Consider the following 22,802-nt stretch of genomic DNA (forward strand, 5'->3'; position numbering starts at 1 on the left):
CGCGCCGCCTCTACCAGCGGTAGGGCGAGTAGACGTCCATGCACGCCTCGGTGTCCGAACCGACCACCTTGTCGGCGGTGGCGGGCAGTTGGCCGGCCTTCGGAGCCGTCTGCTTCGGATAGGCCTCGCCCTCACGCCAGTCGGCGCCCACGATCACCGTCACACCGGAGACGTCCGTCGACTTCTTCACCGAACTCGCCGGAATCCCGAGGGACTTGGCGACCAGCTGGGCGTCGCCCGCGAGATCGGCGCTCGGGTAGCGCACGACCGTCTTCTCCACGGACAGCGAACCGGACGTGTCCGCCGCCGCGTTCGTGAAGCCCTTGCCCGAGAGGATTCCGCTGATCGCGCTGGCCCGGCCGCCGACCGCGGCGAGCGTGGCCGTCCGGGTGCCGTTCTGCACGAGCACACCGATCTTGCCGGGGGCGGCGGCCGGGTCCGTCGAAGCCGTCGCCGAGGCCGCGGCCGTCGGGGCCTTCGTCGCCGCGGCACCGCCCTTGTTGTCGAACGCGATGTCGTCGCGGAGCATCGTCCACATCGTCTCGGCGTCCGCGTCGGCCGCCACGAGGTGGTTGCGGTTCTGGGGATCCTCGACGGTCGGCATCGTCGTCATCGTGATGCGGTCGGTCGGCACCGACTTGAGCTGCATGCCCAGGTCGTACAGCTCCTTGACCGTGCCGAGCTCCTCGGACACCGTCAGGGACTTCGTGGCCGCCTCCGCCAGACCGGTCAGCCGCCCGGCGTCCGTGAAGACGTTCTGCGCCTTCAGCGTGCGGATCATCGAGTTCATGTACATGTGCTGGGCCTTGGCGCGCCCCAGGTCGCTGTAGAAGGCGTGCCGCGTACGCAGCCACTGCAGCGCCTGCTTGCCCTGGACCTTGTGCTTGCCGGCCGTGAGCTTGAGCCCGGAGCCGCCGGACACGTCGGGCAGCGGGCGGTCCCACACGCTCTGCTTCACACATACCTCGACGCCGCCGATGGCGTCGGCCATCTTCACCACACCCGCGAAGTCGATCGTCATCCAGTGGTCGATGTAGACCCCGGTGAGGTTCTCCCAGGTGGCCAGCGTGCAGCCGGCGCCGCCCCGGGCCAGCGAGGTGTTGATGATCGCGTTGGTCGCCGCGAACTTCTCCCCGGTGTCGGGGTCCGTGCACTTCGGTATGTCGACGCGGGTGTCGCGCGGAATGCTCACCACGGCCGCGCTCTTGCGGTCGGCGGAGACGTGGACCAGCATCTGGACATCGCCCAGCGGCGGATTGCCGCGGTTGGCCTTGTCGCCGCCCAGGGACACGTTGGCGTCGGAGCTACGGCTGTCCGAGCCGATCAGCAGGATGTTGAGCGGGGTCTGTCCGGCCGCGTTCGCCTCGGTCTTCTCCGCCTTGGAGTCGCCGCTGCTGCGCTTGCCCTTCTGGATGTTGCTGTTCAGATGCTCGTAGTACAGGTATCCGGCCCCGGCCGTGCCGAGTATCAGCACCGAGAGGGTCGCCGCCGACCAGCGCAGCACCTTGCGCCTGCCCGGCCGCCGCCGTCTTCCCGCCGAACCACCGCCACTGTTGCTGCCGCCACCGCTGTCGCCGTCGCCGGAGTCGCCTTCCTGCTCGTGCGAGCCGTCGCGCTGCCCCGGAACCCGAGCAGGCCGGACGCCTGGTCGCGTCCCCTCCCCGTGCACACTGCTCTGTGTCATTCCCCTGCCTCCCCACCCTTGCGCCGCCGTCGAACAGGCCTGCCTCGCGTCGGGTAAGACGCAAGGCAGGCCTGTCAGGTCAATCGGCGCACCAAAAACATCTGGCGCAGACGCCAACTAGTCGATCGGTGTGCTCAGCTGGCGCACTTCACCTTGTCCGCCGTGGACTGTCCTTCCACGGTCGGTGCCTTCGCCGGCGCGGTGAGCGAGACGCCGGCCCCCTTGAAGTCCTTGCCCAGGGTCAGCGTCATGGTGGGCAGCCCCTGGGAGTTCGTCACACTCTTGCCGGGCTTCATCGCCGCACCGGACAGCCCCATGATGGCGGCCAGCCGCCGGGCCTGGGCGGCCTGGTCGGGTGCGTACTCCAGCGTTGTCTTCGCGAGCTCCGCCGGAGCGTTGCCCGCGTTCTCGGACTTGGTCACGCCCTCATCATTCTGCAGGTAGGTGAGAGTCGCCTGTGCGGCACCGCCGACAGCACCGCCGTTCATGATCCGCACCCGCACATCGGAGGCCGCGGACTTGGTGCCCTTGAGACGGGCGGCGACAGCGGCCGCCTCCTTCGCCTTCTGCTGCTTGACCGCGGTGAACGACACGTCGTTGGCGATCGCGTTGAACACCTCGGGACTCGTGACCGGGTTGACGATCACCGTCTTGCGTACGACGCCGTCCGCCGGGTTGTCGATGACCGGCACGGTCATGAAGGTGATGTTCTTCGTCGGCACCTTCTTCAGCTCCAGCGCCACGTCCTTGAGCGTGGAGACCTTGCCGAGACCGGTGTCCACGGTCAGCGCCTTGGTGGCCGCCTCCGCGAGCTTCAGCAGCTTGGCCGGGTTGGTCAGGGTGTCGCTGGAGGACATCTTGCGCATCAGCGAGCCGAGGAACTGCTGCTGCACCTTGATCCGGTCCAGGTCGCCCTGGTTGCCGAAGCTGTGCCGGGTACGGACGAAGGCGAGCGCCTGCTCCCCCTCCACCGTCGACTTGCCGGCGGGCAGCTTCAGCTTCGACTCCTTGTCGTTGACGGCCTTGGTCACACAGACCTCGACCCCGCCCACAGCCGTCGTCAGCGTCTTCACCGCGTTGAAGTCGGCCATCATGAAGTGGTCCGGCGAGATACCCGTGACCTCCTTCACCGTGCGCATGGTGCAGCCGGGGTCGCGGTCGTCCTGCCCGAGGCTGGTGTTGAAGCGGACGTTCTGCGTACCCGCGATGACCTTCTCGGTCCCGTCCTTCAGGATGGTCGGGCAGTCCGGGACGTCGACGATCAGGTCACGCGGGATGCTCAGGGCGGTCGCGTTCGTCCGGTCCTTGGAGACGTGCAGCAGGATCGTCGTGTCCGCGTGCCCGACGCTGCCCGCGTCGCCGTAGGCCTCGTTGCCCGCACCGGTGCGCTTGTCCGTGCCGATGATGAGGATGTTGAAGGCCTCGTCCTTGCTGAAGCCGGACTTGCCCGCCGTACCGATGTCCGTCGTCTGGACGTTGCCCTCAAGGTGCTTGAGGTAGAGGTAGCCGCCCGTCGCGGCGGCCACGAGCACGAAGGCCATGGACCCGCCGGTCCAGAGCAGCACCTTCTTGGCCTTCGACTTCTTCTTCTGCGGGGCACGCGAACGGCGCCGCCCGGGCAGCGGATCCTCCTCGGGCACACCGCGACGCCGTCTCGGCGGCGGTACCTGCCCGGGAGTGCCGGGCACCCCGTGCGTCTCTCGCTCCCGCTCCGGTGCCGCCGAACGCCCGCGTCCCGTACCCGCGTTGGCGGGTGCGGCTCGACGAGGTCCCGGGACCGCTGATTGCGGTGCGGAGGGAGTCAGTCGCAGTTCGTATTCGCCGGTGCTCGGGTTGAGCACCCACTGGTCTGCGGGGTCGATGTCGCCCGCCTGCCCACGGCCTTGCGCGTCCACGGTTGTCTGCATCCTCCGTCGGGGCCACGCGGCGCCTTTCCCCCTCCAAAGGCGCTCGGGTCTCGGTCTGCCGGTGTGCACACGACACGTGTCCTGACGCACCGGATCGCTCACACTATCCGTCCAGTTGGGCGTCAAGTGACGGCGGTGACAAATTCCACGTCCCTACAACTGGGCAATCCGCCCATTTTCTTGAACTAAGGTTCGCCGACTTGGCAAGCGCTTTACCCGCAGAGGTCCTGAGCGGCCGTGTTCCCGCGAAAAACGGGTACGCGGGTGTGTTCGGGAGGTGAGGTGACGGAATCGTCCCGAACCGACTTCTTCTCCCTGACGGCGACCGGAGTATCCGTCCGCAGCCGCTTGAACAGCCGCTCCGCGTCCGGCTCGACCAGTTGATCGCGATTGGCGTCACGGGCGTACGACTCGCGCGGAACGGTCAGGAACTGCATGCGTTCGGTAGGAATGTCGCGCATACCACGCACCAATTGATACAAACCACGCAGACTGGCCAGAGCGGGGTCCGTCGTGAGTGACGACGTCGCCGCGTCGAGGACCGGATAGAGCTTCACCGGGTTCAGCAGGACGTCATCGCTCTGCAGCTTGTTGACGAGCGCTCCGAGAAATCGCTGCTGCCGGTCCATCCGCCCGGTGTCGCTCCCGTTGCCGAGTGACTTGCGCGCCCGCACGTACCCGAGCGCCTGTTCGCCGTCGAGGGTCGCCTTTCCGGCGGGCAGCCGCAGTCCGGCCTCCCGGTCGTCGACCGGCTTCGCCAGACACACCTCGACTCCGTCGACGGCGTCGACCATGTCCTTGAAACCGTGGAAGTCGACCACCATGTGATGGTCGATCCGGATGTCCGTCAGCTTTTCGACGGTACGGATCGCGCAGGCCGAACCCCCCTGTTGGAAGGCCTGGTTGAGCATCGTGAACACCGGTCTGCCGCGACTTCCGTCCGGGCGCAGGCAACTCGGCACGTCCACCATCAGATCGCGCGGCAGGGACATGGCGGTGGCGTTGCGCCGGTCGGCGGCCAGATGCATCAGGATCGTCGTGTCCGACCGAGCGGTCCCCGAGTCCCGCCCGTACTTCCGGTTCCCGTCCCCGGCCCGTGAGTCGGACCCGATCAGCAGGATGTTCTGGGCTCCGCGCACGAGCGAGGTGGGCCGCTCCTTCTCGTACCGGGCGAGCTCGGCGGCGGCATCGTGATCCGGGGTGATGTTCCCGTCGAGCTTGGCGTAGACCCCGGCCCCGATCCCGACGGCGGCGAGGGACAGGCCTCCGACCCCGAGAACGGCCCGCCGAACCCAGCGCCGCCGCACGAGCCGGGTGGCACCGGTACCCGGCCCGAGGGCGCGTACGGTCTCGGTCACGACTGGCCCACCCCTCCATGGCGTGTACGTGTACTACGACCATGTCCTGACGGAGAGGCGAGGGCGCCCGCTGTTGGGCCGAACGAATGACTGCCGGGGGGATGCCCGCCCAGGGGTACCTAGGGGTCCCACCCAGGGGCACGGGGCTGAGACGTGTGCGGCTCCGGGTACCGCCCTGGCCGCGCGGGCGCGACAGGCCCCCGCCCCGGCCCCTGGCCGAGGAGAGCGCCCCTATCCGCGGCGCGTGGCCGTGACGCGCTCGTCCTCGACCCGCCTGGCCACGACACTTTCGTCCGCCTGCTCAAGATGCCGGCACAACACCACGGACCCTCCGGTGGCCAGCGGCGAATACAACCCCGCGCTGACCCCGTCCCACGTGTCGTACCCCAGCCCCGACAGCAACCGCGACCCGGGCCCGGTGAGCCCCAGCTCCACCGCGTCCGCCTGGGCCCGTTCGACGACCTCCGCCCCCGTGAGCTGCGCGCCGGCCACGATCAGCGAGGGCGCCTCCGGATCGACGGGTGCGTACGGCGCGAACCGGTCGCCCTGCCCCGGCACCTCCACCGCGTAGTCGGCGAAGCCGGCCGGAGCCTGCGGAAACCGCCCGCCCAACGGCCGCAGCGCGAGCGCGATCCGCTCGCCGGAACACGCGCGCGCCGCGTCCAGGGTGTCGGGCCCGCTGACGACGATGTCGGCGGCGCCGGGCTCGCCCGCCAGGTCGGCGACGACACCCACCGACGAACACGCCAGCAGCCACACCGCCGTCTGCCAGTGCGCGGGCAGCAGCAGCGTGACCCGGTCACCGGGTTCGGCGGACAGCTCGCCCTGGAGGAGATTCGCGGTCTTGGCCACCCAATTGGCGAAGGTGGCCACGGACAATTCGACACGTTCGCCCGTGGCGTCGTCGTAGAAGGTCACCAGGGGGCGCGCGGGGTCCGCGGCGAGCGCGGAACGCAGCAGGTGGGCAGGGGTGCGGTCGGTGGCGTTCACCCGCGCAAGAGTACGCAGGAGCGCGCCCGGCCGGGGGCCCGGGCCGCCCCGCGGAGCCACCGGTTCGGGCGAACGTACCGGACTGTCCGTCAGTTCATCGTTGGACAGGTATGTATGACTATGTCCAGGATCAGGGGCATGCGTGGATACCTTTCTTCTTCCATCGGCGTCGCATGTGCAACAGCCCTGGCGCTTCCGTTGACCCTGCCCACAACCCCGGCTTCGGCCACGGCCTCCGTCTCGGCGAGACCCGCCGACACGCGACCGGCGACAGCGGCCCCCGCCGCCCCCGTGGCTGCCGCCGCGCCGGCCGTCCCCGGCAGCACCCAGTCACTCCCGCTCGCCCCCCTCCCCGGCGACCGCACCCTCGGCCCGGCCTCCGAACAGGGCCTGTACCGTCCGGACGTACGGCACTTCTCCCTGGTCGGCGTCGTATGGGACAACCCGGACACCGAGCTGTACGGCCAGGTCCAGGTCCGTACCCGGGAGGCCGCCGGCGGGCACTGGTCCGGTTGGCAGGACGTCGAGACGCACAACCACGAACACGCGGCCGACCCCGACACCGCCGAACGCGTCTCGGGCCGGGTCCGCGGCTCCACGGCACCGCTGTGGGTGGGCGACTCGGACGGCGTCGAGGTGCGCGTACGGGCGGACGGCGACGGGCGCGCCCCGGACGCCCGTTCCCCCCTCCCGGCGGGAATGCGCCTCGAACTGGTGGACCCGGGCACGGCGTCCGCCGAACCCGCGGGGCAGCCCACCCGCACCATGGGACCGACGGGAGAGATGGGACCGGGCGAAACGGCGAAAACCGAGTACGCCACCGCGTCCGCCGAATCAGCCGCGGCCAACGCGGACCTCGCCCCTCTGGGCGCCACCGAGATCCCGGCACTGGACAGACAGCGGACGGAAGAAGAGGCGCTGAGGCTACGGGGACAGGAGGAGGCGGGATCGGACGAGCGGCGCGTGCAGCCGTTCATCGGCCCGCGCCCACGGATCGTCACCCGTCGCGGCTGGGGCGCGGACGAGAACCTGCGCGAACGCGGCTTCGTCTTCACGAAGACGGTGAAGGCGGCCTTCGTGCACCACACGGCCTCGGGCAACAAGTACTGGTGCTCGGAGGTCCCGGCCCTCATCCGCGGCATCTACCGCTTCCACGTGGAAAGCAGCGGCTGGCGGGACATCGGCTACAACTTCCTCGTCGACCGGTGCGGAAACATCTACGAGGGGCGCGCGGGCGGCCTGGCGAAGCCGGTGATGGGCGCCCACACGCTCGGCTTCAACACCAACAGCATGGGAATCGCCGTCCTCGGAACTTTCGTCAACTCCAAGCCGTCCAAGCGGGCAGTGGGGGCGATCGCCCGGCTCACCGCCTGGAAGCTCGGTCTGTACGGGGGCAATCCGAACGGAAAGACATACCTGACGTCAGGTGGTGGCAATCTCTACGCAAAGGGAAAGAACGTACGACTGAACGTGATCTCCGGCCACCGGGACGGCTTCGCCACCGAGTGCCCGGGCCGACTGCTCTACGGGAGGCTCGGCTCGGCACGCAAGACGGCGGCCAAGTACCAGGGGCGCTGAGGACCTTCATCGGGCCACCGGAGTTCGGTTCTGCATACAAACGGACTGCATACACTGGCCGACCGAACGACGTTCGGTCGGTCCCGGCAGGAAGCAGAGACGACAGGTGACAGAAGCGATCCTCCTGGTCGGCGGCAAGGGCAGCCGGCTGCGTCCGCTCACCGTGCACACCCCGAAGCCGATGCTCCCGGCCGCCGGTGTCCCCTTCCTCACGCACCAGTTGGCGAGAGCGAGAGCGGCGGGGGTGGAGCACATCGTCCTGGCGACCTCCTACCTGGCCGAAGTGTTCGAACCGCACTTCGGTGACGGCTCGTCGCTCGGCCTCCACCTGGAGTACGTCACCGAGGACGAACCCCTCGGCACGGGCGGCGCGATCCGCAACGTGGCCTCCCGACTGCACTCCGCCCCCGACGACCCGGTCCTCGTCTTCAACGGTGACATCCTCACCGGCCTGGACATCAGGGCCCTGGTCCGCACCCACGAGTCGACGTCGGCGGACGTCTCGCTCCACCTCACCCGGGTGACCGACCCCAGGGCCTACGGCCTGGTCCCCACCGACGAGACAGGCCGGGTGACAGCGTTCCTGGAGAAGCCGCAGACCCCCGAGGAGATCGTCACCGACCAGATCAACGCGGGGGCGTACGTCTTCCGCCGCTCGGTCATCGACACGATCCCGGCGGGCCGCCCGGTGTCGGTGGAAAGAGAAACGTTCCCTGAACTCCTCTCCGTGGGCGCACACCTCCAGGGCCTGGTCGACTCGACGTACTGGCTGGACCTGGGCACCCCGGCGGCCTTCGTCCGCGGCTCGGCGGACCTGGTCCTGGGCCGGGCCCCGTCCCCCGCGGTCCCCGGCCGCTGCGGCGACCGACTGATCCTCCCCTCGGCCCGGGTGGCCCGCGACGCCAAGCTGACCGGTGGCACGGTGGTGGGCGAGGGCGCGTTCGTGGCGGAGGGGGCACGTGTCTCGGGCAGCACGATCCTGGCGGGCGCGGTGGTCGAACCGGGCGCGGTCATCACCGACTCCCTGATCGGTACGAGGGCCCGCGTGGGCGAACGCTCGGTCCTCACCGGCACGGTCATCGGCGACGGCGCGATCATCGGCGCCGACAACGAACTGAGAGAGGGCGTACGGGTCTGGTGCGACGCCAGAATCCCAGCGGGTGCGCTCCGCTTCTCGTCGGACCAGTAGCCCGACGGGACTGCGGCGCGGGCCGAGGGCAGGCCTCATCCAGCCGGACCTTCTTTCCCGCCACCCGCCCCCATCGCTTCCGCATTTCCAGCGCAGGCCCGCGTTTCCAGCCCGTCCGGCGATTGAGGACAAGGCCCGTTCAGGGCCGGAGCGGGGGTCTGGGGGCGCAGCCCCCAGGTACGGGATGGGACGGGTAGGGGCGGCGGGGGCGAGGAAACTCACCGCCCCTCAAAGCCGCCCGATATCCCCCCTACGCATACGCGGCGCCCGCCTCCCCGGCGTACGCCCACTCAACAGAATCAACCGAGCCGCCCGATGCCGCTGCCCCGCATACGGCTCCAGCAACGACAACATCACCTCATCATCCGCATCCCGATCCCCCGCCAGCGCGAACCCCACGATCCCCGGCAGATGCAGATCCCCCACAGTCACCGCGTCCGCCGCCCCATGACTCCGCTGCACCACCTCCGCCGAGGTCCACGGCCCCACCCCCACAACCAGCTCCAACCGAGCCCGCGCCCGCTCCGGATCCAGCGCGACAGCCTCCTCCAGCCGCCCCGCGACCCGAACCGCCCGCAGAATCGTCGACGCCCGCTTGTTGTCGACCCCGGCCCGATGCCACTCCCAGGACGGAATCAGCGCCCAGTCCCGAGCCGCGGGCATCACGAACAACCCTTGGGGCACGCCTGGCAGACCCGGACCTACGGGCCCAGGCGCAGGCTCCCCGAACTTCCGTACGAGCAACCGCCAAGCCCGATACGCCTCGTCGGTCGTGACCTTCTGCTCCAGCACGGACGGAATCAGCGACTCCATGACCAGTCCGGTCCGCGTCAGCCGCAACCCGGGTCGCCGATGCCGTGCGAGCGCGACAATCCGATGCCGAGGCGCGAACGCCTCGGGCTCGTCGGCCGCCCCCAGCAACTCGGGCAGCTGCTCCAGCAGCCACTCGGCGCCGGGCCCCCACGCCTCCCCCCGGACCACCCCGTCCCGCAGCGCGACCCGCAACGTCCCTGGCCCGGCGGGCGTACGGCAGGCCCGCCACACCGACCCGTCCGGCGCCGCCCGGAACGTCGGATCGCCCGGCCCCCGCCGCAACGGCCCCAGCACCAGCCCGAGGTCGAGCGCCACACCGGGCGCCCAGGTCCGCGTCCGCCCCGGCGCGCCGGCCTGCCGCGGCACCCCACCGGGCACGGCGACATGCCCACCCCGCACAGTCGTACGAGTGGGCTGCGAAGGCTGGGAAGGCTGGGAACCGAGCAAGGCGAACCTTCTGAATCAAACCGCCCGAATCAAAAACCGCAAGAGGACAGAAGCCCGAACGAAGTCATCTCACCGCACCTCAATAAAAGCCCCCGCGTCCCGGTCCACGCGAGCCCGCGGCGCCTCCGCCGGATGCCCGATCGCGACCGCCCCCATCGGATCCCACTCCGCGGGCACCCCCAGTACCTCCCGCACGACATCCCGGCAGAACATCGTCGACGACACCCACGCCGACCCGAGCCGCTCCCCGGCCAGCGCGACGAGGAAGTTCTGCACCCCGGCTCCGGTCGCGACCACGAACATCTCGCGCTCGGCCCCGTCCCGCCGCGCGTCGCCGTACGTGTGCGACCCGTCCATCACCAGACAGGGCACCACCAGATAGGGCGCCGCCCGCAGCACCTCCCCACGCCGCACCCGCTTCTCGACGGACGCCTCGCTCTTCCCGTCCCGCCGCAGATCCGCGATCCAGGCATCCCGCATCGCATCGAGCAGCTCGGTCCGCGACCGCTCGGACTCCAGCAGTACGAAGCGCCAGGGCGTCGTGTGATGAGGAGCGGGCGCGGTCACCGCGGCGGCGACAGCCCGCCGTACCGCACCGGGGTCGACAGGCTCGTCCGTGAAGGCCCGCACCGTACGCCGCTGGGTCACGGCCTCCCGTACGGCCTCGGACGTACCGAGCCGGAACATGTCGTCGCGGGCGTCACGCACCAGGTCCCGCGCCCCCGCCCCCTCGGCGTCATCGCCCTCGACCACCACGTGCGGCAGCCCGCGCACGACGGCGACGGGGAGCCCCGAAGCCTTGCCCTTGACGAGATCCCCGGCGGAGGCCAGCTCGTCGGCGGTCGCCACGACCGTCGCGGAGAGCGGGTTGCCGTACGCGTCCGTGCCGCCGCGCAGGTCGTCGAGCACACGTACGCCCGCGGCGCCGATCGCCACGTCCGTGAGCCCCGCGCGCCAGGGTCGCCCGAAGGTGTCGGTCACGACGACGCCGATGTTGACGCCCAGAGCGTCCCGCAGCCCGTCCCGGACCGCACGGGCGGACGCGTCGGGGTCCTCGGGCAGCAACAGCACCGTCCCGGAGGGCGTGTTGGAGGCGTCGACGCCGGCCGCGGCCATCACCAGCCCCTGCCGGTTCTCCACGATGCGCAGGGCTCCGCGCCGGGCGACGACCCGCACGGTCTCGGCGTCGATGGCGGCCTCGCGGTCCGCCGCCTGGACGACGCGTCCCTCGGCCTTGGACACGATCTTCGACGTGACGAGCAGCACGTCCCCGTCGACCAGCCCGGGCTCGGCGGCGGCGATGAGCTTCGCGAGATCATCCCCCCGCTGAACCTCAGGCAGCCCACCCACGGCCCAGACCCGATACCCGCCCCCCAAGCCAACACCACCACCAGGGACCCCCGAGCCCAGACGCCCCCCTCCGACGGCGCCACTTCCAGACGCCTCCGGCGCTCGACCGCCCCCTCCTTCGACGCCCCCGTCAGAGGCACCCCTGACCGGACCGCCCGTGCCGTCGCCACCACCGTCAGAGGCCCCCGGCCCAGGGCCGCCCCGACCTTCGACGCCTCCCTCGGAGACGCCCCGGACTCGGCCGGCTTCACCTCCGCCACCGCCGTCAGAGGCCCCCGGCCCAGGGCCGCCCCGACCTTCGACACGTCTCTCGGAGACGCCCCGGACTCGACCGGCCCGACTTCCGACACCACCGTCAGAGGCCCCCGGGACTAGGCCGTCCCCGCCGCCGACAGCATCCTCGGAGACGCCCCGGACCCGACCGCCCCCACCTCCGACACCACTCTCAGAGGCGCCCCTGACCGGACCGCCCCCGCCGCCGACGGCATCCTCGGAGGTGGCGCCCCCGAACCGACCACCTCCGTCACCCGCACCGGAATTCTCGCCGTTCACGCGCCCCGCACCTCCTCCGCCAGTGCCAGCGCCTCGCGCGCCATCTGCGCCGACGCCTCCACGTCCGTCATCATCAGCGGCACGGCGCGGCAGCGGATGCCCGCCGACTCCACCCGTGCCACCGCGCCCGCGTCGACCGTGTCGACGAGCCAGCCGTCCAGCAGCCCCGAGCCGTAGTGCTCGGCGACGGCCGCGGCCGTGGCGTCCACGCCCACCGCCGCGAGCACCTTGTCGGCCATCCCGCGCACGGGCGCGTCCCCGACGATGGGGGAGAGGCCCACCACGGGCACCCCGGCCTCGGCGATCGCCTCACGGATCCCGGGCACGGCCAGGATCGTGCCGACGGACACGACCGGGTTGGACGGCGGGAAGATGATCACATCGGCGGCGGCGATCGACTCCAGGACCCCCGGCGCCGGCTTCGCCTGCTCCGCGCCGACCGGCACGATGGCCTCGGCCGGAACGGAGGCCCGCAGCCGCACCCAGTACTCCTGGAAGTGGACGGCCTTGCGCTCACCGTCCACCTCGACGGCGACATGCGTCTCCACGCGGTCGTCGGACATCGGGATGAGCCGCACCCCCGGCTTCCACCGGTCGCACAGCGCCTCGGTGACGGCGCTCAGCGGATAACCCGCACCGAGCATCTGCGTCCGCACGATGTGCGTGGCGAAGTCCCGGTCGCCGAGACCGAACCACTCCGGCCCGACGCCGTACGCCGCGAGCTCCTCCTTCAGACGGAAGGTCTCGTCGGTCCGCCCCCAGCCCTGCTCCTCGTTGATGCCGCCGCCGAGGGTGTACATCACCGTGTCGAGGTCGGGGCAGACCTTCAGCCCGAAGAGGTGAATGTCGTCCCCGGTGTTGCCGATGACGGTGATGTCGGCGTCCGGCACGGCCCGCTGAAGACCGCGCAGGAACCGGGCACCGCCGATGCCGCCTGCCAGAACCACAATGCGCATGCCGCCAAGTCTTGCAGGCGGGTACGACAACGCGTCGACCGGTCGTCGAGCCGTGGGCGGCTGCCCCGCCCTCAGCCGGTCACAGAAGCTGCCGCTGCTGCCGGCGCGCAGCGTGCCGAGTGCATCGGCATCTCCGTGAGGCCCGGGAAGTAGACGTGCAGGCTCACGGCCGGTTCGAGGGTGTCGTTGACCACCTCGTGCACGTACCCCGGAGCGAACGCCCTCTGCGCACCCGCCCGCAACGCGCGCGTGCCCCGCTCCGTCCGCTCGGTCAGCTGCCCGTCCAGGACCGTCAGGACGCCCGACGAACCGCCGTGGTCGTGCGGCCCGCTGCCCTGCCCGGGGACCCACGACAGGAGCCACACCTCGTAGCCCGGGCCGGTGCGCAGCCGGTGGTACCAGCGCGACGTCGCGTCGTACTGGACGAGGTGCTCCCACTGGGAGCGGTCCCCGGCGACGGCACGGGCCAGACCGACGAAGTCGGCGACGGTGGCCGGGTGCTCGCGCGGGGTCTGGAGGAGGTGCGGTACTTCGAGGATGTCGCCGGCGATCTGGAGGTCGCTGTCGCTGTTCATGGAGTGCGGAGGTCCTCGGCGGGAGAAGTGTGGGGGTTGGCTGGGTGTCGCGTACCGTCCGCCCGGGTCGCGGGCGGGAAAGGCATCGCCCTGATGTGGGCTTCGAGGAAGCAGCAGCCGAGTCGCGGTGGACTCAGAGGCAGCCGGAGCGCGTTGGGCTCAACAGCTGGAACAACGACAACAGCTACAGCGAACACGAGCAGCACCGAGGGACCGCGCGGGGCGGGTCGAGGTGAGTGCCGGGTTCGCGAGCATGCCCACAAGGACATCGGTTCACACCTGCACTGTCAACTCGACACCCGGTATGTGGGACGAGTTTCACCTCATCCGGTCCATCTCCGAGGTGAAAGGTTTGTGCGTACGCCTCCGGGGACACATGGCGCACAACCGGGCGTACGGACCTCACCGCGACCCAGTGATCCGCAGGCGACCCGCAGGCGGTCCGATGTGATCCGGTTCGCTTCGGCGCATATGTCGGAACGAGATCGAACTTCTGGGCGTCATCCCCTGTACAAGCTCTGCGCGGGGGTAGTCGCCCTCAAGGGCCTCCTCTGCCCTGTCAAGGTTTATGCCGATTTGAACACTTTCCGCATGGCCTTGGTTCCGCAGAGTGAATAAGGGGCCCAATAGCAGATCTCAGCTTGACTCGCCCGGAGCAGCACACTTGTAATTTCACTCGTGTCGTTCGGCCGATTTCGGTTGACGGCAACCTCACGGGGACGCGAAAGACAGACGAGGGGCGCACATGACCGAGACGGTGCAGCAACTGCTGGTCGACGACGCGGACGAGGAACTCGGCTGGCAGGAGCGCGCGCTGTGCGCCCAGACCGACCCCGAGTCCTTCTTTCCCGAGAAGGGCGGCTCGACCCGCGAGGCCAAGAAGGTCTGCCTGGCGTGCGAGGTCCGCTCGGAGTGCCTTGAGTACGCCCTCGCGAACGACGAACGCTTCGGTATCTGGGGCGGCCTGTCCGAGCGCGAACGCCGCCGGCTGAAGAAGGCCGCCGTCTGAGGCGTACGGCACCGGGTTCCACGTAACGCAACACACGACGCAGCACAACGCAGCGAACGGCCCGTCGCGGGTGGTTGTCCACAGGCGGCGGGCCGCTGTGCTGCCCAGCCGCTAGTGTGGCTGCTCGTCCGAGACGCCCCGCCGCTCACATCAGGGCGCAGGCGTCCACCGCAGTCCACCGAACCGGGGCCCGTACCTCGATGTCCGCGCACAGCCACACGGCAGCCGACTACGGCACTGCCACCACGCCCGAGTTCCCGCGTCACGTGGTGACCGCGGTACTCGTCTCCCACGACGGCGCCCGCTGGCTGCCCGAGGTGCTCGCCGGGCTGCTCGGGCAGGAGCGCCCGGTGCAGAACGTCATGGCGGCCGACACCGGTAGCGCGGACGACTCCGCCCAACTGGTCACCGACGCCCTCGGCGCCGACCGCGTCCTGCACCTCGCCCGCCGCACCGGCTTCGGCCAGGCGGTCGAGGAGGCCAACCGCACCGCGCCCGTCCTCACCCCGGACGAGCTGACGTATCTGAAGCGCCCCAGCGGCTGGGACCCGGTCACCCGCAGCTGGCGCGACGACGCGTACGACATGCCGGAGCTCCCCCACGGGGAGCCGGTGCAATGGCTCTGGCTGCTCCACGACGACTGCGCCCCCGACCCGGACGCGCTGGCCCAGATGCTGCGGGTCGTGGAGGGCGAGCACGAGCTGGGCCGCGACGACATCGCGGTCGTCGGTCCCAAACTGCGCGGCTGGTACGACCGCAGACAACTCCTCGAAGTCGGTGTGACCATCGCCGACTCCGGCCGCCGCTGGACCGGCCTGGACCGCCGCGAGCAGGACCAGGGCCAGCACGACCACGTCCGCCCGGTGCTGTCCGTGTCCACCGCGGGCATGCTCGTCCGGCGCGACATCTTCGACGAACTCGGCGGCTTCGACCGCCGGCTGCCCCTGATGCGTGACGACGTCGACCTGTGCTGGCGTGCCACCACCGCCGGCCACCGCGTTCTCGTCGCCCCCGAGGCGGTCGTACGGCATGCCGAGGCGTCCTCCCGCGAGCGCCGCACCGTCGACTGTGTGGGCCGCACCTCCGCGTCCCCGCACAAGGTCGACAAGGCCGGCGCCGTCTACACCCTGCTCGTCAACAGCCGTGCGGCACAGCTGCCCTGGGTGCTGCTGCGCGTGATCCTCGGCACGATGGTGCGCATGGTGGCGTATCTCGTCGGCAAGGCCCCCGGACAGGCCGTCGACGAGATCCGCGGCCTCCTGGGCACTCTGCTGCGACCCGAGCGGATCATCGCCGGACGCCGCCGACGAGGCGTTTCCCAGATCGACAAGGGCGAGCTGCGAGCCCTCTTCCCGCCGCCGGGCGCGACCGTGCGGGCCACCATCGAACAGGTCGCGGGCGACCTCCTCGGCCGCTCCGACCCCGAGGTCACCTCCGGCGCCGGCCGGCACGGCAACGCCGTTGAGTCCGGGCCCGGCGGCGACGACGCCGACTTCCTCGAGGTCGAGCAGTTCGTCCGCCTCAAGCGCATCGCCCGCAAGCCCGGGCCGGTGCTCTTCCTCGTACTCCTGCTCGTCTCGCTCGTCGCCTGCCGTGAACTGCTCGGCGGCGGTGCCCTCGCGGGCGGCGCCCTGCTGCCCGCCCCGGCCGACTCCGCCGAACTCTGGGCGCGCTATCTGGACGCCTGGCACCCGGTGGGCGTGGGCGACACCTCCTCGGCGCCGCCCTATCTGGCGCTCGTCGCGATGCTCGCCTCCACCCTGTTCGGCTCGACGGGCCTCGCGGTCACCGTCCTGCTGATCGCCTCGGTGCCGCTGGCCGGCTTCACCGCGTACTTCGCCTCCCGCCCGCTCGTCGAGTCACGGCTCCTGCGCGCGTGGGCGGCCGTCGTCTACGCCTTCCTGCCCGCTGCCACCGGCGCACTGGCGGGCGGCCGGATCGGCACAGCCGTACTCGCCGTCCTCCTCCCGCTGATGGCCCGCGCGGGCATCGCGGCAACCGGCCTCACGCACGCGTCGGGCGCACGCGGCAGCTGGCGCGCCACCTGGGCGTACACACTGCTGCTGACGATCACCACCGCCTTCACACCGATCGTGTGGCCCATCGCCCTGCTGCTCGGCCTCGCGCTCCTGGTCGTACGGCGAGGCGAGATCATCGCCTACGGGCTGCGCTTCCTGGCCCAGTTCGGTGTGCCCCTGCTGGTCCTCGCCCCCTGGTCGCTGTCCCTGCTCCCGTTCGGCTTCTTCCAGGAAGCCGGCCTGGAGTACGGGTCCGGCGCCGCCGGCGCCCTCGACCTCCTCGGCGCCAGTCCGGGCGGCCCCGGCACGGTCAGCGGGCTGATGCTCATCGGCGTCGTACTGGCCGCACTGGCCGCCCTGCTGCGCACGGAGCGTCAGTTCGGCATCTGGACGGCCTGGACGGTTGCCCTGGTGGCGCTCGTCTTCGCGGTCCTCTCCAACAGCTCCGCCTGGGCCGGACCCGCCACTCTCGTCTACGGCCTCGCCCTGCTGGCCGCCGCCGCGCTCGGCGCCGACGGCGCACGCTCGCGCGTGGCCGAGCAGAGCTTCGGCTGGCGCCAGCCGGTCGCCGCCCTGATCGCGTTCGCCGCCGCAGCGGGCCCGCTGCTGCTGGCCGCCGGCTGGATGATCCGCGGCGCCGACGGCCCACTGGAACGGCGCGACCCGGTCCAGGTGCCCGCGTTCGTCGCCGAGGAGAGCGGTACCCGTGACCAGGCCCGCACCCTGGTCCTGGCCAGCGACTCCACCGCGCGCGTCGGCTACACCCTCGTCCGCGGCTCCGGTGCCCGCCTCGGCGACGGCGAACTCGCCGCCCAGAGCGGGGACAACGCGTTGCTGGACAAGGTCGTCGCCAACCTCGTCGCCGGCTCCGGCGCCGACCAGGCCGACGAACTCGGCGGCTTCGCCGTGCGTTACGTCCTCGTCCACCGGGGAGCCCCACGCCAGATCAGCCGCGTCCTGGACGCCACGCCCGGCCTGAGCAGGCTCAGCCAGCAGGAGGGCGGCGCGCTGTGGCGCGTCGACCAGGAGGTCTCGCGCGCCGCCATCGTCCCGGCGTCCGGCTCCGGCGCCGCTCAGCCCGTCGCCGCCGGCCCCGTCGACATCCACACCACGATCCCGGCCGGCACCGGCAGCCGCGTCCTGCGCCTCGCCGACTCCGCCGACGAGGCCTGGACGGCCACGCTGGACGGCGAACCCCTCACCCCGACCACCCTCGACGGCTGGGCCCAGGGCTTCGAGCTTCCCTCCTCCGGAGGGAAACTGGACGTCACCTTCGACACCCCGATCGGCCACACCGCCTGGCTGTGGACCCAGGGCGCGCTCGCCGTCGTCCTCGTCGTCATGGCCCTGCCGGGCCGACGCCGGGACGTCGACGACGACCTGCCCGAGGAAGAGCGCGAGATCCCCGCGCAGACAGCCACCGGCGACGGCCGCCGCGCCCGCCGCCTGCGCGCCCAGGCGGAGGCCGACCAGACCGAACAGACCGACGAACAGGCCGAGTTCCCCTCCGACACCAGCACCCCTCCGCCTCCGGAGGAGGCCCCGGCCGCGATCCCGCAACAGCAGCCGTACGGCGACGAATGGAACACCGCTGCCTACGCGGGCACGCAGTACGACGGCTACAGCGCCGACCAGTACCAGAACGCCCAGCAGTACCCGCCGGGTACCTACGACCCCGCGTACCAGGGGGATCCGTACCAGAACGGCCAGTACGACCCGTACGCGTACGGCGGTTCGCCGCAGACGACGGCGTACGACCAGACGTACACCCAGGGTTACGACCCCGCGTACGACCCGGCGCAGCCACAGCAGCCCCACCCGCAGGGTGAGCGCCCCGACGGGAGCCAGCAGTGAACCGCACCACCATCTCCCTGATCGCCGGCACGACCGTGCTCGCCGCCGTCACCGGGTTCGCCTCGCTCAACACACCGGACGCGGCCGACGCGGGTACGGCGAAGGCGGCCGCCCAGCTCCCCGTGGAGCGCACGAGCCTGCTCTGCCCGGCTCCCAGCACGTCCGACCTCGCGGAGACGGCGTACACGTCCTTCACTCCCGTCACGGAGGGCACCGGGAGCGGCGGCAAGGCCGAACTGGCCGCCGCCACCGCGGAGTCGGCGACCGGAGCGAAAGGGAAGGGCAAGACGAAGACCGTCAAGCCCGTCCTCACCCCCACGGCGCCCGGCAAGCCCGTCACCGGGGACACCTCGGGCGGCGACGCGCCCGCACTCGTCGGCACCGCCGAGGGGAAGTTCGCGCCGGGCTGGACCGTGCAGGAGACCACCGAGGTCGCGGCGGGCACCGGACGCGGTCTGCTGGGCGTCAACTGCACCGTCCCGGACACCGAGTTCTGGTTCCCGGGCGCCAGCACCGCCGCCGGCCGCACGGACTACGTGCACCTGACCAACCCGGACGACTCCGCCGCGGTCGTCGACATCGAGCTGTACGGCAAGGACGGCAGCCTCAAGTCCGAGGTGGGCGAGGGCATCACGGTCCCGCCGCACGGCAGCGAGCCGATCCTGCTGTCCACGCTCACCGACGGACCGCAGCCCGACCTCACCGTGCACGTGAGCGTGCGCAGCGGCCGGGTCGGCGCCGCCGTCCAGGCCCTGGACGCCAAGACCGGCGGCGACTGGCTGAGCGCGTCCACCGAACCGGCAGGGAGCCTGGTGCTGCCGGGCATCCCCAAGGACGCCACCTCCGTACGCCTGATCGCCTTCACGCCCAGTGACAGCGACGCCGACCTGAAGGTCCGCCTCGCCTCCCCGACCGGCCTGATCACCCCGGTCGGCAACGAGACGCTGCACATCAAGGCGGGCATGACGGCCGCCGTAGACCTCGGTGACCTCACGCGCGGCGAGGCGGGCTCCCTGGTCCTCACCCCGACCGACAGGTCGGTGCCGTTCGTCGCCGCCCTGCAGGTCGTACGCGGCAAGGGCGCCAAGCAGGAGACCGCTTTCATCCCGGCCACGGGCCCGGTCTCCGCGCGGGCGACGGTCGTCGGCAACACGGCCAAGGGCACCACGCTCTCCCTGACCGCCCCGGGAAGCGCCGCCCAGGTCAAGGTCACGGCGTCCGCGGGCAGCGAGGGCGGTACGGCGGCTACGAAGACGTACACGATCAAGGGCGGTACCACCCAGGACGTCGAACTCCCCGTCCCGGCCGGCCTGAAGGGCACGTACGCGCTGACGGTGGAACGGGTCTCCGGGGGAGATGTCTACGCCTCCCGGACCCTCGCGGCCCCGGCGGAGGGCATCCCCGCGTTCACGATCCAGACGCTGCCGGACGACCGGGGGACGGTGGCGGTACCGGACGCGGAGCAGGATCTGTCGGTCCTGCAGAAGTGACCTGCAGAAGTGACCGACGGACGGAAACGATCGCCCCGGGCGGGGGCGATCGGCTCTGTCATTCCTCGCCGTACCGCGGATCCACGGTGTCCGGGGTGAGTCCCAGCAGTTCGGCGACCTGCTCGACCACGACCTCGTGGACCAGTGCCGCGCGTTCGTCGCGGCCCTTGGTCCGGATCTCGACCGGGCGGCGATAGATCACCACGCGCGCGGGGTGACCCTCACGGGCGGGAATCGTGCCCCCCAGGGGGACCGTCTCCTCGGCCCAGCCCTCGGGCGGGCCTTCGAGCTGTGGCACTTCGAGGACCAGGAAGTCGAAGTCCGCGAGCTGCGGCCACCGACGCTCCAACCGCTCCACGGAGTCCTGCACCAGATCCGCGAACGCCTCGGCACGGCTCGCGGAGAGCGGAACCTGCGGCGGCGCCACGGGGCCGCGCATGCCACGACCGTGGCGATCACGGCGGCGGGGCCCGGGGCCTGCGGCGCGGGGCGGTACGGGGTTGTCCATCACTGACGAAGCGTAGTCCCCGCGACCACCGCACGGGTGCCGGGCACGCTGCGTCGGTCGGCATCGCCCACCGGCATCACCCGAGGCCAACCGCCTGCCGCCGGACCGGCACAGGATGATCATTCAAGCCAAGGTTGGGCTCGATTTCGTATGTCCCCGGGCCGTCAATATCGGGGTAATTGGCATGGTTTTTACCAACTAAGGATCGATATCAGGGCTGTTCGGTATCTCGATACCCGATGTCGCCCCAGGTCAACGAGTTGCCCCGGAACACCCGTGTGGGCGGTTTCACAGCCCGACACGGGAGAGTGGCCTGCTGGGGAGTCGTCGCGGCCCGCTCAAGAGTGCGGTACCGTCCAACGTCGTGAGCCCTGTACGTCGCTGTTCGCGCACCGCTTGCGGCCGTCCGGCCGTCGCGACGCTGACGTACGTCTACGCCGACTCGACCGCGGTCCTCGGCCCCCTCGCGACCTACGCCGAACCCCACTGCTACGACCTGTGTGCCGAGCACTCCGCACGCCTCACCGCGCCACGCGGCTGGGAGGTCGTCCGGCTCCTCGACTCCTCCGCTCCCGCGAGGCCCAGCGGAGACGATCTGGAAGCGCTTGCCAACGCGGTCCGTGAAGCGGCCCGTCCGCCGGAGCGTTCGGCCGACGCCGGCGGCAGGGCACGCACCGCGGACCCGCGCGAGGTCGCACGCCGCGGACACCTGAGAGTCCTGCGCTCACCGGACAACTGAGCCCACCCGCAAGGGGAGTGGCGCAGGCGAGCCGGCCGTGACACCGGCTTGAACCATCGCCTACGTGGTCGGCTGCCGGGCGTCGCGCGTGCTCGATCCGCCGCCTCCGGCCACAGCTTCGTACAACTCGCCGACGCCGGCGCCGTCTTGACGGGCACGTGCGCCCCGACGGCCGTACCGGGGCGGTCCGGCTGCACGTCGCGGGCTCGGACAGCCTTCGCGGTACGGGCGGACACCCGGGCGTACGGGCGAGGCGGCACGCAGCGGGGATGTCAGTGGGGGCGGGTAGTTTGGGGCGACCGATGGGACTTCAAGAAGGGTTGGCCGTGTCTGCAGATCTGTCGCAGCTCGTGAAGGCGTACGACGTACGTGGTGTGGTCCCGGACCAGTGGGACGAGCCGCTGGCGGAACTGTTCGGCGCCGCCTTCGTCCAGGTGACCGGGGCGGACGCGATCGTGATCGGACACGACATGCGGCCCTCGTCCCCCGGCCTGTCGCGGGCCTTCGCGCGCGGGGCGGCGGCACGCGGCGTCGACGTGACCGAGATCGGCCTGTGCTCCACGGACCAGCTCTACTACGCGTCGGGCGCGCTCGACCTGCCCGGCGCCATGTTCACCGCCTCGCACAACCCGGCCCAGTACAACGGCATCAAGATGTGCCGGGCGGGCGCCGCACCGGTCGGTCAGGACACGGGCCTCACCGACATCCGTGAACTGGTCGAATCCTGGCTGGACTCGGGCACACCGGACCCGGCGCCCGTCACCCCGGGAACGATCACCCAGCGGGACACGTTGAAGGACTACGCGGCACACCTCCGCTCGCTCGTCGACCTCACCTCCGTCCGCCCCCTGAAGGTCGTCGTCGACGCGGGCAACGGCATGGGCGGGCACACGGTCCCGACGGTCTTCGCAGGCCTGCCCCTCACCGTCGTGCCCATGTACTTCGAACTGGACGGCACTTTCCCGAACCACGAGGCCAACCCGCTCGACCCGGCCAACCTCGTGGACCTCCAGAAGCGTGTCCGCGAGGAGAACGCCGACCTGGGCATCGCCTTCGACGGTGACGCGGACCGCTGTTTCGTGATCGACGAACACGGCGACCCGGTCTCGCCGTCGGCGATCACGGCCCTGGTGGCCTCGCGTGAACTCGCCCGCAACGGCGGTTCCGGCACGGTCATCCACAACCTGATCACGTCCTGGTCGGTCCCGGAGGTCGTCCGCGAACAGGGCGGCACACCGGTACGCACGCGCGTGGGCCACTCCTTCATCAAGGCGGAGATGGCACGCACGGGCGCGATCTTCGGCGGCGAGCACTCCGCGCACTACTACTTCAAGGACTTCTGGAACGCGGACACGGGCATGCTGGCCGCCCTGCACGTCCTCGCCGCGCTCGGCGGCCAGGACGGCCCCCTGTCGGCCATCGTCGCCCAGTACGACCGGTACACCGGCTCGGGCGAGATCAACTCCACGGTGGCCGACCAGACAGGCCGCGTGGCCGCGATCAGGGCGGCGTACGAGGGCCAGGAGGGCATCGACCTCGACGACCTCGACGGCCTGACGGTCTCGGCCACGGACTGGTGGTTCAACGTCCGCCCGTCCAACACGGAACCCCTGCTCCGCCTGAACGCGGAGGCACGCGACGAGGAAACGATGGCGAAGGTACGGGACGAGGTGCTGGACATCATCCGAGGTACCAGTCCGTCCGGCGTTTGAGGACGAGCGCTGCCGACGCGAAGGGGGTCTGGGGGCGCAGCCCCCCCAGGGACAGGACGGGTAGGGGCGGTGG

The 22,802-nt window shown here is 71.0% G+C and carries 16 protein-coding genes; 7 read left to right on the forward strand and 9 right to left on the reverse strand.

All coding sequences use genetic code 11. The features are described 5' to 3' along the window. Window positions 1-10: 10 nt before the first annotated feature. The 4 genes from STRTUCAR8_RS27910 to STRTUCAR8_RS27925 form a co-directional block, all read right to left on the reverse strand. Window positions 11-1,684, reverse strand: coding sequence for an LCP family protein (locus STRTUCAR8_RS27910; protein WP_006379452.1), 1,674 nt, complete (start codon window positions 1,682-1,684; stop codon window positions 11-13). A 134-nt stretch (window positions 1,685-1,818) separates the two neighbouring features. Continuing rightward, window positions 1,819-3,579, reverse strand: a complete 1,761-nt coding sequence (locus STRTUCAR8_RS27915; RefSeq protein ID WP_006379450.1) for an LCP family protein — start codon at window positions 3,577-3,579, stop codon at window positions 1,819-1,821. Between the two features lie 224 nt (window positions 3,580-3,803). Next, on the reverse strand, window positions 3,804-4,949 hold the full coding sequence (locus STRTUCAR8_RS27920) for an LCP family protein (RefSeq protein WP_006379444.1): 1,146 nt from the start codon (window positions 4,947-4,949) through the stop codon (window positions 3,804-3,806). A 231-nt stretch (window positions 4,950-5,180) separates the two neighbouring features. Then, window positions 5,181-5,939: a TIGR03089 family protein gene (locus STRTUCAR8_RS27925; RefSeq protein WP_006379451.1), complete on the reverse strand. Its 759-nt coding sequence runs from the start codon at window positions 5,937-5,939 to the stop codon at window positions 5,181-5,183. A gap of 120 nt (window positions 5,940-6,059) precedes the next feature. Between STRTUCAR8_RS27925 and STRTUCAR8_RS27930 the strand changes: the two genes are divergently transcribed. Together STRTUCAR8_RS27930 and manB are read left to right on the forward strand one after the other, a co-directional pair. Continuing rightward, a complete protein-coding gene (locus STRTUCAR8_RS27930) occupies window positions 6,060-7,517 on the forward strand; it encodes a peptidoglycan recognition protein family protein (RefSeq protein WP_044473002.1) in 1,458 nt (485 codons plus the stop codon). Between the two features lie 106 nt (window positions 7,518-7,623). Continuing rightward, complete coding sequence (manB, locus tag STRTUCAR8_RS27935; RefSeq protein WP_006379436.1) at window positions 7,624-8,706, forward strand: mannose-1-phosphate guanylyltransferase; 1,083 nt, start codon at window positions 7,624-7,626, stop codon at window positions 8,704-8,706. Window positions 8,707-8,934: 228 nt separating this feature from the next. Here the strand turns inward: manB and STRTUCAR8_RS27940 are convergent, their stop codons facing one another. The 4 genes from STRTUCAR8_RS27940 to STRTUCAR8_RS27955 all read right to left on the reverse strand — a co-directional run bounded on the left by STRTUCAR8_RS27940 (window position 8,935) and on the right by STRTUCAR8_RS27955 (window position 13,399). Further along, window positions 8,935-9,918: a DNA-3-methyladenine glycosylase family protein gene (locus tag STRTUCAR8_RS27940; RefSeq protein WP_199791718.1), complete on the reverse strand. Its 984-nt coding sequence runs from the start codon at window positions 9,916-9,918 to the stop codon at window positions 8,935-8,937. A 117-nt stretch (window positions 9,919-10,035) separates the two neighbouring features. After that, window positions 10,036-11,376 carry a coenzyme F420-0:L-glutamate ligase gene (locus STRTUCAR8_RS27945; RefSeq protein ID WP_086025814.1) on the reverse strand — a complete coding sequence of 447 codons (1,341 nt, stop codon included), beginning with the start codon at window positions 11,374-11,376 and terminating at the stop codon, window positions 10,036-10,038. 488 nt (window positions 11,377-11,864) lie between these two features. Then, the gene (gene cofD, locus STRTUCAR8_RS27950; RefSeq protein ID WP_044473004.1) at window positions 11,865-12,824 is read right to left on the reverse strand and encodes a 2-phospho-L-lactate transferase; all 960 of its coding nucleotides are present in this window, start codon (window positions 12,822-12,824) and stop codon (window positions 11,865-11,867) included. A gap of 71 nt (window positions 12,825-12,895) precedes the next feature. Beyond that, on the reverse strand, window positions 12,896-13,399 hold the full coding sequence (locus STRTUCAR8_RS27955; protein WP_006379446.1) for a cysteine dioxygenase: 504 nt from the start codon (window positions 13,397-13,399) through the stop codon (window positions 12,896-12,898). Between the two features lie 745 nt (window positions 13,400-14,144). Here STRTUCAR8_RS27955 and STRTUCAR8_RS27960 point away from each other — a divergent pair. The 3 genes from STRTUCAR8_RS27960 (at window position 14,145) to STRTUCAR8_RS27970 (ending at window position 19,770) form a co-directional block, all read left to right on the forward strand. Beyond that, complete coding sequence (locus tag STRTUCAR8_RS27960; RefSeq protein ID WP_010034659.1) at window positions 14,145-14,408, forward strand: WhiB family transcriptional regulator; 264 nt, start codon at window positions 14,145-14,147, stop codon at window positions 14,406-14,408. A 200-nt stretch (window positions 14,409-14,608) separates the two neighbouring features. Continuing rightward, window positions 14,609-18,280: a glycosyltransferase gene (locus tag STRTUCAR8_RS27965; RefSeq protein WP_006379447.1), complete on the forward strand. Its 3,672-nt coding sequence runs from the start codon at window positions 14,609-14,611 to the stop codon at window positions 18,278-18,280. Then, a complete protein-coding gene (locus STRTUCAR8_RS27970) occupies window positions 18,277-19,770 on the forward strand; it encodes a DUF5719 family protein (RefSeq protein WP_006379437.1) in 1,494 nt (497 codons plus the stop codon). Before STRTUCAR8_RS27965 ends, STRTUCAR8_RS27970 begins: the two co-directional genes overlap by 4 nt. Window positions 19,771-19,828: 58 nt before the next feature. Here the strand turns inward: STRTUCAR8_RS27970 and STRTUCAR8_RS27975 are convergent, their stop codons facing one another. After that, the gene (locus STRTUCAR8_RS27975; protein WP_100247692.1) at window positions 19,829-20,278 is read right to left on the reverse strand and encodes a metallopeptidase family protein; all 450 of its coding nucleotides are present in this window, start codon (window positions 20,276-20,278) and stop codon (window positions 19,829-19,831) included. 316 nt (window positions 20,279-20,594) lie between these two features. Here STRTUCAR8_RS27975 and STRTUCAR8_RS27980 point away from each other — a divergent pair, with 316 nt between their 5' ends. Further along, window positions 20,595-21,017, forward strand: a complete 423-nt coding sequence (locus STRTUCAR8_RS27980) for a DUF3499 domain-containing protein (RefSeq protein ID WP_078507340.1) — start codon at window positions 20,595-20,597, stop codon at window positions 21,015-21,017. A 326-nt stretch (window positions 21,018-21,343) separates the two neighbouring features. Then, the gene (locus tag STRTUCAR8_RS27985) at window positions 21,344-22,729 is read left to right on the forward strand and encodes a phosphomannomutase/phosphoglucomutase (RefSeq protein WP_044473006.1); all 1,386 of its coding nucleotides are present in this window, start codon (window positions 21,344-21,346) and stop codon (window positions 22,727-22,729) included. Window positions 22,730-22,802: the final 73 nt, after the last annotated feature.

The organism is Streptomyces turgidiscabies Car8 (assembly GCF_000331005.1).
Classification (GTDB): Bacteria; Actinomycetota; Actinomycetes; order Streptomycetales; family Streptomycetaceae; genus Streptomyces; species Streptomyces turgidiscabies.